The organism is Streptomyces sp. S3(2020), assembly GCF_013044505.1.
Lineage (GTDB): Bacteria > Actinomycetota > Actinomycetes > Streptomycetales > Streptomycetaceae > Streptomyces.
Window position 1 is genome coordinate 202,168 of record NZ_JABERD010000001.1, and the last position, 14,165, is coordinate 216,332.

At 69.7% G+C, this 14,165-nt stretch carries 14 protein-coding genes; 11 read left to right on the plus strand and 3 right to left on the minus strand.

The features are described from left to right. The first annotated feature begins 288 nt into the window (after positions 1 to 288). The 10 genes from HLK59_RS00990 to HLK59_RS01035 all read left to right on the plus strand — a co-directional run bounded on the left by HLK59_RS00990 (position 289) and on the right by HLK59_RS01035 (position 10,828). The gene (locus HLK59_RS00990) at positions 289 to 1,806 is read left to right on the plus strand and encodes a sugar ABC transporter ATP-binding protein (RefSeq protein WP_171139203.1); all 1,518 of its coding nucleotides are present in this window, start codon (positions 289 to 291) and stop codon (positions 1,804 to 1,806) included. Next, positions 1,803 to 2,843: an ABC transporter permease gene (locus HLK59_RS00995; RefSeq protein ID WP_171139204.1), complete on the plus strand. Its 1,041-nt coding sequence runs from the start codon at positions 1,803 to 1,805 to the stop codon at positions 2,841 to 2,843. Before HLK59_RS00990 ends, HLK59_RS00995 begins: the two co-directional genes overlap by 4 nt. Then, positions 2,836 to 3,825 (plus strand): ABC transporter permease, encoded by a 990-nt coding sequence (locus tag HLK59_RS01000; RefSeq protein ID WP_171139205.1) that lies wholly within the window; start codon positions 2,836 to 2,838, stop codon positions 3,823 to 3,825. The genes HLK59_RS00995 and HLK59_RS01000 overlap by 8 nt, the downstream gene beginning before the upstream one ends. Positions 3,826 to 3,855: 30 nt before the next feature. Beyond that, positions 3,856 to 4,935: a rhamnose ABC transporter substrate-binding protein gene (rhaS, locus tag HLK59_RS01005; RefSeq protein WP_171139206.1), complete on the plus strand. Its 1,080-nt coding sequence runs from the start codon at positions 3,856 to 3,858 to the stop codon at positions 4,933 to 4,935. A gap of 17 nt (positions 4,936 to 4,952) precedes the next feature. Beyond that, positions 4,953 to 5,273: an L-rhamnose mutarotase gene (locus HLK59_RS01010; RefSeq protein ID WP_171139207.1), complete on the plus strand. Its 321-nt coding sequence runs from the start codon at positions 4,953 to 4,955 to the stop codon at positions 5,271 to 5,273. A gap of 31 nt (positions 5,274 to 5,304) precedes the next feature. Beyond that, positions 5,305 to 6,729: a BNR repeat-containing protein gene (locus HLK59_RS01015; protein WP_171139208.1), complete on the plus strand. Its 1,425-nt coding sequence runs from the start codon at positions 5,305 to 5,307 to the stop codon at positions 6,727 to 6,729. A 79-nt stretch (positions 6,730 to 6,808) separates the two neighbouring features. Then, positions 6,809 to 7,834: a LacI family DNA-binding transcriptional regulator gene (locus HLK59_RS01020; protein WP_171139209.1), complete on the plus strand. Its 1,026-nt coding sequence runs from the start codon at positions 6,809 to 6,811 to the stop codon at positions 7,832 to 7,834. A 103-nt stretch (positions 7,835 to 7,937) separates the two neighbouring features. After that, positions 7,938 to 9,239 carry an alpha/beta fold hydrolase gene (locus HLK59_RS01025; RefSeq protein ID WP_171139210.1) on the plus strand — a complete coding sequence of 434 codons (1,302 nt, stop codon included), beginning with the start codon at positions 7,938 to 7,940 and terminating at the stop codon, positions 9,237 to 9,239. 28 nt (positions 9,240 to 9,267) lie between these two features. Beyond that, entirely contained in the window at positions 9,268 to 10,011 is a 744-nt protein-coding gene (locus tag HLK59_RS01030; protein ID WP_171139211.1) for a PIG-L deacetylase family protein, read from the plus strand. A gap of 103 nt (positions 10,012 to 10,114) precedes the next feature. Then, on the plus strand, positions 10,115 to 10,828 hold the full coding sequence (locus HLK59_RS01035; RefSeq protein WP_171139212.1) for a hypothetical protein: 714 nt from the start codon (positions 10,115 to 10,117) through the stop codon (positions 10,826 to 10,828). Here HLK59_RS01035 and HLK59_RS01040 read toward each other — a convergent pair. Together HLK59_RS01040 and HLK59_RS01045 are read right to left on the minus strand one after the other, a co-directional pair. Then, the gene (locus HLK59_RS01040) at positions 10,793 to 11,869 is read right to left on the minus strand and encodes a hypothetical protein (RefSeq protein WP_171139213.1); all 1,077 of its coding nucleotides are present in this window, start codon (positions 11,867 to 11,869) and stop codon (positions 10,793 to 10,795) included. The two genes, HLK59_RS01035 and HLK59_RS01040, sit on opposite strands and share 36 nt — an antisense overlap. 333 nt (positions 11,870 to 12,202) lie before the next feature. After that, positions 12,203 to 12,403, minus strand: a complete 201-nt coding sequence (locus HLK59_RS01045; protein ID WP_171139214.1) for a DUF5999 family protein — start codon at positions 12,401 to 12,403, stop codon at positions 12,203 to 12,205. Between the two features lie 150 nt (positions 12,404 to 12,553). Between HLK59_RS01045 and HLK59_RS01050 the strand changes: the two genes are divergently transcribed. Further along, positions 12,554 to 13,381: a pentapeptide repeat-containing protein gene (locus HLK59_RS01050; RefSeq protein ID WP_240982105.1), complete on the plus strand. Its 828-nt coding sequence runs from the start codon at positions 12,554 to 12,556 to the stop codon at positions 13,379 to 13,381. A 12-nt stretch (positions 13,382 to 13,393) separates the two neighbouring features. Here the strand turns inward: HLK59_RS01050 and HLK59_RS01055 are convergent. Continuing rightward, positions 13,394 to 14,165: cytochrome P450 (locus HLK59_RS01055; RefSeq protein ID WP_171139216.1), on the minus strand; the 772-nt coding region annotated here is incomplete at its 5' end.

The window sequence follows — 14,165 nt, forward strand, 5'->3', positions numbered from 1 at the left end:
CTCCTGTGACGTCGGTTCGGAAGGCTTTTGAAAGGTTCCAAGAAAGCGTTCCGAGAAAGCTTCGGTGTGAAACGATTCAAGACGGGAAGCTATGAGGCCCTCGCGAGGGTGTCAACCCCTGCGACCAAGGCTGTTGCCCGTGACCCGGCTGTGACCTACGTGCATCGAAATATTTTCGACACGAACCCATTGACGTGACATGGGCTGCGTGCCTAACGTCCCGGCAACCAAGTTGAAACCTTTCACGACGCCGTGAGGCAGGCCCCGGGCGTCGTCGAGGAGCCCCTCATGACCCACCCGTCCGAAGCGGGTCCATCCCCGGTGCTGGCGCTCAAGGACATCTCGAAGTCCTTCGGCGCCGTGCGCGCCCTGAGGGACGTGTCCCTGGAGCTGTTCCCCGGCGAAGTGCACGCCCTCGCCGGCGAGAACGGCGCGGGCAAGTCGACCCTCATCAAGACCCTCGCGGGGGTGCACCGGCCGGATGCCGGCCAGGTGCTGCTCGACGGCGCGCCCGTCGTCTTCCACGGCCCCGGCGACGCCCGCGACGCCGGTATCGCCGTGATCTACCAGGAGCCCACGCTCTTCCCCGACCTGTCGATCGCCGAGAACATCTTCATGGGCCGCCAGCCGCGGCGCGCTCTCGGCCGCATCGACCACAAGGCCACCCACGCGGCCACGGCCGCCCTGATGCAGCGGCTCGGCGTCGAACTCGACCCCGACCGCCCCGCGCGCGGACTGTCCATCGCGGACCAGCAGATCGTCGAGATCGCCAAGGCGCTCTCCTTCGACGCCCGCGTCCTGATCATGGACGAACCGACCGCGGCCCTGACCGGCAGCGAGGTCGCCCGGCTCTTCGGAGTCGTGCGCACCCTGCGCGAACAGGGCGCCGCGGTGCTGTTCATCTCCCACCGGCTGGAGGAGATCTTCCAGATCTGCCAACGCGTCACCACACTCCGCGACGGCGCCTGGATCTCCAGCGAGCCCGCCGAGGGCATGACCGAGGACGACCTCGTCCGCCGGATGGTCGGCCGCGACCTCGACGAGCTCTACCCCAAGCAGGACGTCGAGGCCGGCGAGGTGGCGCTGAGCGTGCGCCGGCTGACCCGCGAGGGCGTCTTCACCGACGTCTCCTTCGATGTGCGGCGCGGTGAGATCGTCGGCCTCGCCGGACTCGTCGGCGCCGGGCGCACCGAGGTCGCGCGGGCCGTGTTCGGCATCGACCGCTGGGACGCGGGGGAGGTCGAGGTCGACGGGAAGCCGATCACCAACGGAGCCCCGTCGGTGGCGATGTCCTCCGGGCTCGCCCTCGTCCCGGAGGACCGGCGCGCCCAGGGCCTGGTGATGGACATGTCCATCGAGCGCAACATCGGCCTCACCGGACTCCGTACGACCGTGAAGGCCGGCCTGATGGACCGCGGCGCCGAGCGCAGCCGCTCCCTCGACTGGGCGGTCCGACTCCAGGTCAAGTACGCCCGCATCGCCGACACGGTCAACACCCTGTCCGGCGGCAACCAGCAGAAGGTCGTCCTCGCCAAGTGGCTGGCCACCGGCCCCAAGGTACTGATCGTCGACGAGCCCACCCGTGGCATCGACGTCGGCACCAAGGCCGAGGTGCACCGGCTGCTCAGCCAACTGGCCGCCGACGGAGTGGCCGTCCTGATGATCTCCTCCGACCTGCCCGAGATCCTCGGCATGGCCGACCGCGTGCTGGTGATGCACGAGGGCCGCCTCACCGCCGAGATCCCGCGCTCCGAAGCCACCGAGGAAACCGTGATGGCCGCAGCCACGGGGAGGGCCGCCGCATGACGGTGACCACCACCGACAAGACCCCCGTCGCCGAGGTGCCCAGGTCCAGCGGCACCCGACTGGTCGACCGGGTCTTCAAGATGCGCGAACTCGCCATCCTGGTCGTCTTCCTGGTGATGATCGGTGTCACCCAGGCCGGCAACAGCGAGTTCCTGTCCGAGCAGGGCATCAAGGACCTCCTGCTCAACGCGACCATCCTGGTCCTGGTCGCCACCGGCCAGTCCCTCGTCGTCATCACCCGCAACGTCGACCTGTCCGTCGGCTCCACCCTCGGCATCAGCGCCTTCGCCGCCGGTACGTACCTCCAGGGCGGCGGCAACTCCGTCGTCGCGATCGCGCTCGCGGTGCTGCTCGGCATCGGCTGCGGACTGGTCAACGGACTGCTCGTCAGCCTCGGCCAGGTGCCCGCGCTCGTCGTCACCCTCGGCACCCTCTACATCATCCGCGGCATCGACTCCATCTGGGTCGGCTCCCGCCAGATCACGGCGGCCAACCTGCCCGACGGGTTCATCGACTTCGGCTCCGGCGGCATCTCGGCGGTGCCCTACCTGGCGCTCATCGCGCTGGCGGTGCTGGTGGCCACCGCCTACTACCTCAAGCACTTCGGCAGCGGCCGCGAGCTGTACGCCCTCGGCTCCAACCCCGAGGCCGCCCGGCTCGCCGGCATCCCCGTCCGCAAGCGGATCCTCGCCGCGTACACCTTCTGCGGGGCCCTCGCCGGACTCGCCGGCGCGATGTACCTGGCCCGGTTCGGCAACGTCGACTCCGGCACCGGCAACGGCTACGAACTCACCGTCGTCAGCGCGGTCGTGGTCGGCGGCGTCGTCTTCACCGGCGGCTCCGGCAGCGTCTACGGCGCCGCCCTCGGCGCCCTGCTGCTGACCTCCATCAACAGCGTGCTGCCCGCCCTCGGCGTGAGCTCCGTGTGGGTGCTCGCCATCAACGGCATCCTGCTCATCCTCGCCATCGCGGTCGACCGGGTCGTCGCGCTGCGCGTCGCCTCGGCCCTGAAGAAGAGGAACGCCCGCCATGCCTGAGTCTCTTACGCGAGCCATCCGCTGGGACACGGTCGTCGGCGCCGTTCTGATCGTCGTGCTCCTGCTGTCCTTCGCGACGGTCGACGGTTTCGGAAACGCCTTCAACCTGTCGTTCCTGATCGGCAGCACCCTTCCGATCGCCATGATCGCCCTCCCGATGACCCTTCTGGTCGTCTCGGGCGAGATCGATCTCTCCGTCGCCTCCACCGCCGGTCTCTCCGGCGCGGTGATGGGCGCCCTGTGGAACCAGGGCATGACGATCGAGACGATCATCCCGATCTGCCTGCTGCTCGGCGTGGTCTGCGGTCTCGTCAACGGCCTGCTCGTCACCCGGCTCGGGCTGCCCTCCCTCGCCGTCACCATCGGCACCCTCGCCGCCTACCGGGGCATCGCACAGATCGTGCTCGGCTCCGACGCGGTGACCGACTTCCCGACCCAGTACCTGGACTTCGCGTCCGGACGCATCGGGGACACCTTCATCCCGTACGCCTTCCTGCCCTTCCTCGTGCTCTTCGCGATCGCCCTGGTCGTCCTGCACGCCACGCCGTTCGGACGGTCCACGTTCGCGATCGGCGCGAGCGAGGAGGCCGCGCGGTTCGCCGGCATCCGGGTCAGGCGGCAGAAGCTGATCCTGTTCACGGTGACCGGGCTGATGGCCTCGCTCACCGGGATCTTCTGGGCGTTCCACTACGCGAGCGCCCGCTACGACAACGCGACCGGGCTCGAACTGTCCGTCATCGCGGCCGTACTGCTCGGCGGCATCGACTTCGACGGCGGCAAGGGCACACTCGGCGGCGCCATCGCCGGCGTGTTCCTGCTCGGGGCGCTCCAGAACGTGATGAGCCTCCAGGACGTCTCCGCACAGTCGCAGATCGTCGTCACCGGCATCCTTCTCGTCCTCTCCGTGCTGGGCCCCCGGGTCGCACGCCAGATCGCGGTGGCGAGGGCGGGCCGCAGAGCCGCCTCGACTCCGACCTCGTAAATCCGCTCACCCTCGTAAAGGACCTTCATCATGCGCAAGTCATCGCTCCGCCGTGCCTGCGCGGCCCTCGCCGCCGGAACCTCTCTCGCCCTGGCCCTGACCGCCTGTGGTGGCACCACCAAGAAGGACGTGGAGAACGAGGGCGCCTCCGCCTCCTCCACCGCCAAGGCCGACCCGAACGCGGCCACCAAGAAGGGCCTGACCGTCGGCTTCCTGCCCAAGCAGGTCAACAACCCCTACTTCACCTCCGCCGACAAGGGCGGCGAGGCGGCCCTGAAGGAGCTGGGCTCCAGCTACAAGGAGGTCGGCCCCTCCAACGCCACCGACACCGCCGGGCAGGTGAGCTACGTCAACACGCTCACCCAGCAGCAGGTCGACGCGATGGCCATCTCCGCGCAGGACCCGGGCGCCCTGTGCACCGCGACCAAGCAGGCCATGAAGAACGACATCAAGGTCGTCACCTACGACTCCGACACCAAGGCCGACTGCCGCAACGCCTTCGTCTCGCAGGCCTCCGCCGAGGACCTGGGCCGCACCGAGGTGCAGCTGCTCGCCGAACAGATCGACTACAAGGGCGAGATCGCGATCCTGTCCGCCGCGCAGACCGCCACGAACCAGAACACCTGGATCGGCTTCATGGAGGACGAGCTCAAGGACCCGAAGTACAAGGACATCAAGCTCGTCAAGACCGTGTACGGCAACGACGACGCCCAGCAGTCCTTCCAGCAGACCCAGGGCCTGCTCCAGGAGTACCCGAACCTGAAGGGGATCATCTCCCCGACCACCGTCGGCATCAAGGCCGCCGCCCAGTACCTGTCGGGCTCCAAGTACAAGGGCAAGGTCAAGCTGACCGGCCTCGGCACCCCCAACGACATGCGCAAGTACGTCAAGAACGGCACCGTCGAGGCGTTCGAGCTGTGGGACCCGGCGAAGCTCGGCGCGCTGGCCGCGCAGACGGCCGTGGCGCTGGTCTCGGGCCAGATCACCGGTGCTGAGGGCGAGACCTTCAAGGCCGGCGGCACCACGTACACCATCGGCAAGGACGGCGTGATCAACCTCGGCAAGCCGACCGTGTTCGACGCCAAGAACATCGACCAGTTCAACTTCTGAGTTCCCAAGGGGTGTTGATGCAGCGCGTGTGCTTCCTGCTGAAGGTCAGGGCCGACCGCCTCGACGAGTACCGCGAGCGGCATGCCGCCGTGTGGCCCGAGATGCTCGACGCACTCTCGGTCACCGGCTGGCACAACTACTCGCTCTTCCTCAGAGAGGACGGCCTGTTGGTCGGCTACTTGGAGACCGAGGACTTCGAGGCCGCCGTGGCCGGCATGGAAGCCACCGACGTCAACGCCCGTTGGCAGGCTGAGATGGCGCCGTTCTTCGAGTCGCTGGACGGCGCCCGGCCCGACGAGGCCATGAAACCGCTCACGGAAGTGTTCCACCTCGCCTGACCCTCCCCATCAGGACCATCTGGAGCCGCACATGAGAAGACGCACGCTGCTGGCAGGTGCCATCGTGACCGCCATGTCCACCTCCGCCCTCACCAACGGCACCGCCCGCGCCGCCGACCCCGGCCCCTCGGTCACACGGACCGGCACCACCACGCTCGACAGCCAGGCCGTCTTCTTCGTCTCCTACGACGGCCTGGTCAACAACAACTCGTTCCAGAAGAACGGTCTGTTGACCTACAAGGGCTACCAGTACGCCGTCTGGTACACCGCCGACAAGAACGCCGTCGTCGCACGCCGCGTCCTCGGCGCCGGCACGTGGTCGACGGTCCAGGTCGGCCACACGCTCAAGGCCAGCGACTCCCACAACGTCATCTCCATGGGCGTCTCCAAGGTCGACGGCCGGCTCCACCTCAACATGGACTCCCACAGCGACGGCTTCACCTACGTCAAGTCGGTCGCCGGACTCCTGGACAACCCGTCCGGCCTCAGCTGGACCACGGCCCGCTTCGGCACTCCCCAGTCGACGCTCGACGGCCTGGCCCTCACCTCGCAGTTCACCTACCCGCAGTTCATCTCCACTCCCGAGGGCAAGCTCCAGCTCAGCTACCGGGTCGCCGTCTCCGGCAACGGCCGCAACGCCCTCGCGGAGTACGACGGTTCGACCTGGACCAACCTCGGCGAGTGGTCCAGCTCCACCGGCACGTACACCAGCGAGCACGGCTCCTCGACGGTCCGCAACATGTACCTGCACGGCATCGACTACGACGTCAACGGCCGACTGCACTCTTTCTTCACCTGGCGTGAGCAGAACGGCGCCGTGATGTGCTCCAGCGGCGGCATCACCAACCACGACACCGGCTACGTCTACTCCGACGACCGCGGCCGCACCTGGCGCAACAACGCCGGCACCGCCGTCGGGACCACCGGCGGCACCGACAAGGTCGCCGTCACCGACAGCGGCCTGGTGATCGACTCGCTGAACCCGGACCACTCCCTGATGAACCAGGAGAGCCAGTTCACCGACTCCGCCGGCCGGCCGCACGCGATCATCAGCTACGTGCCAGGCCGCTTCGGCCAGTGCACGACGAACTACGTGTCCGACCGCACCGCGAACGGCCGTGCCTTCCACGTCCGCAAGAACGCGTCCGGCACCTGGCAGAAGACCGAGATACCGGTGGTGCTGGGCTCCAGCCAGCGCACCAAACTGGTCCTGGACAAGTACGACAACGCCTACGCGATCTTCCCGTTCGGCCGGATCGCCGGAGCCTCCGCGGCCTCCGGGTACACCGACTGGGCGATCCTCTTCGACGGCAGCGGCCTCAACGCCTTCGGCGAGGTGGTGATCGACGAGATGCGGATCAAGGCCGACAACGTCCTGTCCGTCATGTACCAGGAGAAGTCCAGCGGTACCACGCCCTCGGCACTGCACGTCGTCGACTTCGCGCTTCCCGCCTGATCGAAGTCGTCCTGGGGCGGCGTGCCGGTAATGTGAAGACCAGCCCGCCGCCCCTCGTTCACCTGGAGGTCCCTGCCTGATGGCTCAGTCGGTGGGTATCAAGGACGTCGCCCGTGCCGCCGGAGTGTCGGTGGGCACGGTGTCGAACGTGATCAATCGTCCGGACTCCGTCGCCACCGAGACCCGGGCACGCGTGCTGTCCGCGATCGACCGGCTCGGTTACGTCCGCAGCGAGTCCGCGCGCCAGCTGCGCGCGGGCCGCAGCCGGATCATGGGCCTGCTCGTCCTCGACATGGGCAACCCGTTCTTCGTGGACGTCGCGCGCGGCGCCGAGCGGGCCGCCCGTGACGCCGGGCTCGGTGTCATGGTCTGCAACAGCGCGCAGAGCCCCGGCGAGGAGGCCGAGTACCTCTCCCTCTTCGCCGAGCAGCGGGTCCGGGGCGTGCTGCTGACCCCGGCCGACGCGACCGGCCGCAACATCGAGGGCTTCCGGCGCCACGGCATCCCCTTCGTCCTCGTCGACCGGGTCGCCGAGGGCACCACGGAGTGCTCCGTCTCCGTCGACGACGTCGCGGGCGGCGCCCTCGCCGTGCGCCACCTCATCGACGCCGGACACCGCAACATCGCCTACGTCAGCGGTCCGCCCGGCTTCAACCAGGTCCGCGACCGCCGCACCGGCGCCCTCCACGCGCTCGCCGAGGCGGGCCTCGCCCCCGAGGTGCTGCGCGAGCTGCCCACCGAACGCCTCGACGTCGCCGCGGGACGGGACGCCGGTGCCCGTCTCCTGGGCCTCGCCGACCGCCCCACCGCCGTCTTCTGCGCCAACGACCTCCTGGCCCTCGGCGTGCTCCAGGCGATGTACGCGGCCGGGATAAACGTCCCCGACGACCTCGCCATCGTCGGCTACGACGACATCGAGTTCGCCGCCGCCGCGGCCGTCCCCCTCACCTCGGTCCGCCAGCCCGCCGTCACCATGGGCGCCCTCGCCGCGGAACTGCTCCTGGAGGAGACGGAGGCGGAGACCGCGACGCGCCGCCACGAGCATCGACGGGTGGTGCTCCAGCCGGAACTGGTCGTACGGCGCTCCAGTCTCTCCGCCCGCTGATTCACCGTTCAGTCCGATTTCATGATCCCGGGCATCGGATATCGGACGGACATGTGCTGAACTGGGACGCGCCTGAACCAGTCCGTCCGTCCCGGGAGCCCCGTTGACCGCCACCTACCGCCAGCCCGGCGTCGTCCTCACCGACCACCGCTTCACCGTGCCCCTCGATCACAGCGACCCCACGGGGGAGACGATCGAGCTCTACGCCCGTGAGGTGGTCGCCGGTGACAAGGCGCGGCAGCCCTTGCCCTGGCTGGTCTACCTCCAGGGCGGCCCCGGCTTCGGCGCCAACCGCTTCGTCGGCAGGCCCGCCTGGCTCGGCCGCGCCCTCAAGGAGTTCCGCGTCCTGCTGCTGGACCAGCGCGGCACCGGCCACTCCACGCCCGCCAACCGCCAGACGCTCCCGCTGCGCGGCGGCCCCGCCGAACAGGCCGACTACCTCACGCACTTCCGCTCCGACTCGATCGTGCGCGACTGCGAGTCGATCCGGCCCCGGCTCACCGGTGGCGCCCCCTGGACCGTCCTCGGCCAGAGCTTCGGCGGCTTCTGCGCGGTGAACTACCTCTCCAGCGCCCCCGAGGGCCTCAGCGCCGCCGTGATCACCGGCGGCCTGCCCTCTCTCGACGCCCACGCCGACGACGTCTACCGCGCCGCCTTCCCGCGCATCGAGCGCAAGGTCGCCGCGCACTACGCCCGCTACCCGCAGGACATCGAGCGGGCCCGCCGCATCGCCGACCACCTCCTCCACCACGAGGTCGTGCTGCCGAACGGCTACCGCCTGACCGTCGAGGCCTTCCAGTCGCTCGGTATCGTCCTCGGCGGCGGCGAGGGCAGCCACCGCCTGCACTTCCTCCTGGAAGAGGCCTTCGTCCGCACCCCGAACGGCCCCGCGCTCGCCGACGCCTTCCAGGAAGAGGTCCAGAGCCTCCTCTCGTACGCGGGCCACCCGCTCTACGCCCTCGTCCACGAGGCGATCTACGGCCAGGACGCCCGGCCCACCGACTGGTCGGCCGAACGCGTCCGCACCGAGTTCCCCCAGTTCGACGCCGCCAAGACCCTCGCGGGCGACGGACCGCTGCTGTTCACCGGCGAGTCCGTCCACCCCTGGATGTTCGAGACCGACCCGGCGCTGCGCCCGCTGCGCGAGACCGCCGAACTCCTCGCCGCCCGCACCGACTGGACGCCCCTGTACGACCGGGCCCGCCTCGCCGCCAACGAGGTGCCCGTCGCCGCGGCCGTCTACCACGACGACATGTACGTCGACACCGCCCACTCCCTGGCGACGGCCCGCTCGATCCGCGGTCTGCGGACCTGGGTCACCGACGAGTTCGAGCACGACGGCGTCCGGGCCGGCGGTCCCCGCGTCCTGGACCGGCTGCTGGCCCTCACCCGCGACGAGGCGTGATGTCAGAGGCGCGGATTAGTCTCGGACCATGACAGAGCCGACGATCACTCAGCTTCTGCCCATGCCCGAGGACTGGCGGCGCGCCCTCGCGGTCGTGGCCCACCCGGACGACCTGGAGTACGGCTGCTCGGCCGCGATCGCCGGCTGGACCGACGGCGGCCGGGAGGTCGCCTACGTCCTCGCGACCCGCGGCGAGGCGGGCATCGACACCCTGGAGCCCGCCAAGTGCGGCCCGCTGCGCGAGCAGGAGCAGCGGGCCAGTGCCGCCGTCGTCGGGGTGTCGACGGTGGAGTTCCTCGACCACAAGGACGGTGTGATCGAGTACGGCCTCGACCTGCGCCGCGACATCGCCGCCGCGATCCGCCGCCACCGCCCGGAACTGGTCATCACCCTCAACCACCGCGACACCTGGGGCGGCGTCGCCTGGAACACCCCGGACCACGTCGCGGTCGGCCGCGCCACCCTCGACGCGGCCGGGGACGCCGGGAACCGCTGGATCTTCCCGGAGCTGACGGAACGCGGCCTGGCCCCCTGGAACGGCGTCCGCTGGGTCGCCGTCGCCGGTTCCTCGACCCCCACCCACGCGACGGACGCGTCAGTCGGCCTGGAACGCGCGGTGCGCTCCCTGCTCGAACACCGCACGTACATCGAGGCGTTGACGGACGAGGACCCGGAGACGTACGCGAGAGGCTTCCTGACGGGGAACGCCTCGGCGACGGGGGAGCGGTTCGGCGGGAAGCCTGCCGTGGCGTTCGAACTGTTCGGCCGGTAGCGGTAACCGACACCCCTGCACGAGTGTGCGAGGCACGCGGCTATCCTCGTTCGACCCGATGAGCAGGGCGACCACGCCCGTGTGCAGGACGAGGGACCCGGAGTTGAGTCGGATACGTGTCGCGCTGGGGCTCGGCGCGGTCTCCATGGGCACGGCGTGGGCCATCGGCGGTGTGGCGGGCCTGCGGGAGGTCGTGGCCGTCCTGTCGGTGGCCGTTCCGGTGCTGCTGGTGCTGGCGGGGGTGGTCCTGATGCTGCGGGCGGCCGTGCCGCGCGGCCAACTGGGCGGCCCTCTGGCCCTCATGACCGTGGGCATCGCCGTACTCGCCCTCAGATTCGACATGCCACACCTGCCGGACCTGTCACGTCAGGCACCGGTCGTGCTCATTCTGGGAGGAGTCTTCGTGGCACTGTTCCGCGGCCGGTCCGGTACGGGCATCGACACCGGGGTGAGGTGCTGTACGTCGTTGCTCTATCCGCACCCGAAGCTGAAGCTGGAAGGGAGGGCACCCAAGAAGCTTGTCCTGCGGGCCCTGTTGTTCGGCGCCGTGTACGTCGACCTGACGGATTGTGAGTTTCCCCGTTCAACACGCCTGGTCGTCGACGTCACGGTGTTGTGGGCACGTGTCGAACTCAAGCTGCCTGCCGACTGGACGGTCCTGGCGGGGCGGGTGGAACTGACGCCGGGAGTGCAGTGCTTCGGGGATCTCTCGCAGCCGGTCTTCGCCACCCCGCATCCGGTTCGGGGAGAGACGACGACCGTCGTCGTGAACGTGCAGGGGCTAGGCGGAGTCGTCTCCCTGACCCGAGGGGCCTGAGGCCGGGCCGCCGGGAGCGGGATCCGGGTGCTTGTAGACCACGCCGAGCAGGTCTTCCTTGGCCAGTGCCTCGGGGCTGGCGAAGAACCTCGTGAGTTTCGTGTTCTGCTCGTGTTCCTCCTCCGGCGTGTCGGGCGGTTTGAGGTGCAGTGCCGTGAGCATGTCGAACCGGTGCAGGTCGAAGGCCGCTGCCAGCAACTGCCGGTGGCCCGTGGCCACCTGCATCGCACCGCGATAGGCCGCGATGCTCAGCAGCGCGGTGACGACGGGCGCCAGACTCCAGGCATCGAGACGGCCTACCAGCGGAGTGCCGGCCAGGGTGGCGAGTCCGAAGCAGACACTCAGCGCGCAGGTGGTGTCGAGCAGATCGAGTTGCTGGTTGATGGCTGTGGTGAGGCTCGGGGAAAGCTGCGGAGAGAGACGGTGTGACACCGTCGGCAGATCCAGTCCGTACCGTCTGCCGCTCTCGTCCTCGGCTTCCCGCAGGATGTTGCCGAGCATGGTCGGCATCAGCCGGTCGCGGTCCCCGTCATTGGCGTGGGGAACGGGGTGTGGCCCAGTCGGATAGCGCAGGACCAGGCGGTCGGCTCGGGCGGCGATGCGGGCGGCGCGGCGTCTGCGACGTGCGAGGGGCACCACGTCGGTGAACTTGGTGCCGGGCCGGTCGAGCACCCTCAGTCGGCTGACGACTTCGGCGGTGTGAAGGCGTCGGCGGTGGCGCTCGGTCGCCAGGGCTCCGGCGGCTTCGGGGAGTGCCCTGCCCTGCCAGTAGCCTTCGAGCATCTGTACCAGAGCGACCTGGAAGGGGCGCAGCAGGAGGCCGACGAGCAGGCAGGCGAATGCGGCGAAGGCGAGCCATTCGGGATGGTCCTTGGCGTCATCGGCGAGGCGGCTGACGTGAATTCCGCCCCCCGAGTACGCGCCGGTCATGATCAGCGCGGTCACGTATCCGGTGAGGACCGCGGCCGGGAGGACGCTGACCAGGGTGAAGCGGGCACCCCCCAGCGCCTTGCCGGCGGCCTGCGAAAGCCCGGACAGCACAGGCTCAACCTCCTGAAGCGGGCGGCGGTACGGGGTCCATGGGTGAGCCGCACTCCTCGCAGAGCTCCACGCCCCGCGGCTTCTTCGTGAAGGAGTGAGTCCACCGGCAGGGGGCGTTCGAACACTCGTAGTCCCGGCCGGAACTCGCGCCCTGCCCGCGCGACATGTTGGAGTCCCCGTACCGGAGGACGAGCACGCCCAGCACCGCTATGAGGCGAAGCCCCAACGCGACGCGGAACCGAACCCTCACCTCGTGCTCCCCCGGGTGGAACGGCAGTGCGCACAGTATGGGGCGTGTACATGCCTCCCGGTAAGACGTTTCCGCGGTCCGGCTCAGGCGGCCACGACGAGCGCCCCGACCCCCCGCCGAGGGCTCACCACCCGTCCGTCCGGGAGGAGTTCGCCGGTGTCGTCGAAGACGATCGTGCCGTTGCACAGGAGATGCCAGCCCTGTTCGGGGTGGGAGGACACGATGAGCGCGGCGTGGTGGTCCGTGCTGTCGGCGGTGGGGCACGCGGGCTGGTGGCTGCACATGATGTCTCTCCGGGGTCTTCGGCGGGGTGGTTCTCCTGCTTCCGTCGGCCTGCTTCTCCAGTGGTAGCCGACTTTGTTTTCTCTTGTATGTGGAGACCCCCACAGAGCAGAAAATTCATCGGTGAGTTCTCGTTCCGTATGCTGGAAACCATGCAAGATCACATAGCTGGCCCCGCCGATCTGCGCGGCGACTGCGAGAGCTGTTTCGGGCTGTGCTGTGTCGCCCTGCCCTTCACGGCGTCGAGGGATTTCGCCGTGGACAAGCCGGCCGGCAAGCCCTGCTCGAACCTCCAGGACGACCATCGCTGCGGCATCCACGCCCGGCTGCGGCAGAAGGGCTTCACCGGCTGCACGGTCTACGACTGCTTCGGCGCCGGCCAGAAGGTCTCGCAGGTCACCTTCGGCGGCCGGGACTGGCGCACGGGCCCGCGTGAGGACGCCCGCCGCATGTTCGACGTGTTCCCGGTGGTCCGGCAACTGCACGAGCTGCTCTGGTATCTCACCGAGGCCCTCACCCTGCCCGCCGCCCGCCCGGTCCACACCGACCTGCGCCGCCTGCTGGAGCGGACAGAGCGGCTCACCCGTCGGACCCCGGAAGAGCTCGGCGTCTTGGACGTGGCCGCGCACCGCCAGGAGGTCAACGTCCTGCTGCTCAGGACCAGCGAACTGGCCCGCGTGGGCACCGGCGGAAAGAAGAAGGACCGCCGGGGCGCCGACCTGATGGGCGCCCGCCTCAAGGGCGCCGACCTGCGCGGCGCGAACCTGCGCGGCGCCTACCTCATCGCCGCCGACCTCACCGGCGCCGATCTGCGCGGCGCGGACCTGATCGGCGCCGACCTGCGCGACACCGACCTCACGGACGCCGACCTGACCGACGCGTTCTTCCTGACCCAGCCGCAGCTGAACGCGGCCAGGGGGAACACGGGCACGAGGCTGCCGGAGTCGGTCACCCGCCCCGGGCACTGGACGCGCCCCTGAGGACAGCCCGGCTCAGTCACCGGCCCCGTGCACAGGGCACCGGGGCTCCGAAGCCGCGGTCTCCGTCTCCTCCACGGCCGCCCGCCCCACCGTCGCCGGCGCCCTCCGCCGCTCCAGCCGTAGCCGCAGCCCCTCCGGCATCAGTGTCAGCCGCTCCGTCACCCGCAGCCGGTAGTCCGGGTCGGCCCCCAGCTCGTACCGTCGCAGCAGCAGACCCAGCACCAGCGTGGCCTCGTGCAGCGCGAACTGCCGTCCGATGCAGGCCCGTGCCCCCGTGCCCCACGGCTTGAAGGTGTGCGGGGCCCGGGTCCGTACGGCCTTCGGGTCGAAGCGGTCCGGATCGAACCGCTCGGCGTCCGCACCCCACACCTCGGGATCGCGGTGCAGCATCGGCGTGAGGACCAGCGTCCACGCACCCCGCCGCATCGGATGCTCCCCGGCCAGCACCGTGTCGTCGAGCGCCTCCCGGGCGAAGGCGGGCGCCGTCGGCCACAGCCGCAGCGACTCGTCCAGCACCCGGCGCACGTAGCGCAGCTTGGCCACCTGGTCGTAGCCGGGCACGGCCGTGTCGCCCCAGACCCGGTCCACCTCGGCACGCGCGCGTGCCGCGACGTCCGGGTGCCGGGAGAGGTAGTGCAGGGCGAAGGAGAGAGCGCCCGAGGTGGTCTCGTGGCCGGCCACCAGGAAGGTGATCACCTGGCGCCGGACGTTCTCCGCGGACAGCCGTTCCCCGGTCTGCGGATGCGCCGTCTCCAGCATCCGGTCCAGCAGATCCCCGCCCCCG

Coding starts and splice junctions, on each gene's coding strand:
- HLK59_RS01010 (WP_171139207.1), top strand. CDS start 4,953: ATGCAGCGCGTGTGCTTCCTGCTGAAGGTCAGGGCCGACCGCCTCGAC.
- rhaS (WP_171139206.1), top strand. CDS start 3,856: ATGCGCAAGTCATCGCTCCGCCGTGCCTGCGCGGCCCTCGCCGCCGGA.
- HLK59_RS01015 (WP_171139208.1), top strand. CDS start 5,305: ATGAGAAGACGCACGCTGCTGGCAGGTGCCATCGTGACCGCCATGTCC.
- HLK59_RS01045 (WP_171139214.1), bottom strand. CDS start 12,403: ATGTGCAGCCACCAGCCCGCGTGCCCCACCGCCGACAGCACGGACCAC.
- HLK59_RS00990 (WP_171139203.1), top strand. CDS start 289: ATGACCCACCCGTCCGAAGCGGGTCCATCCCCGGTGCTGGCGCTCAAG.
- HLK59_RS01030 (WP_171139211.1), top strand. CDS start 9,268: ATGACAGAGCCGACGATCACTCAGCTTCTGCCCATGCCCGAGGACTGG.
- HLK59_RS00995 (WP_171139204.1), top strand. CDS start 1,803: ATGACGGTGACCACCACCGACAAGACCCCCGTCGCCGAGGTGCCCAGG.
- HLK59_RS01000 (WP_171139205.1), top strand. CDS start 2,836: ATGCCTGAGTCTCTTACGCGAGCCATCCGCTGGGACACGGTCGTCGGC.
- HLK59_RS01050 (WP_240982105.1), top strand. CDS start 12,554: ATGCAAGATCACATAGCTGGCCCCGCCGATCTGCGCGGCGACTGCGAG.
- HLK59_RS01020 (WP_171139209.1), top strand. CDS start 6,809: ATGGCTCAGTCGGTGGGTATCAAGGACGTCGCCCGTGCCGCCGGAGTG.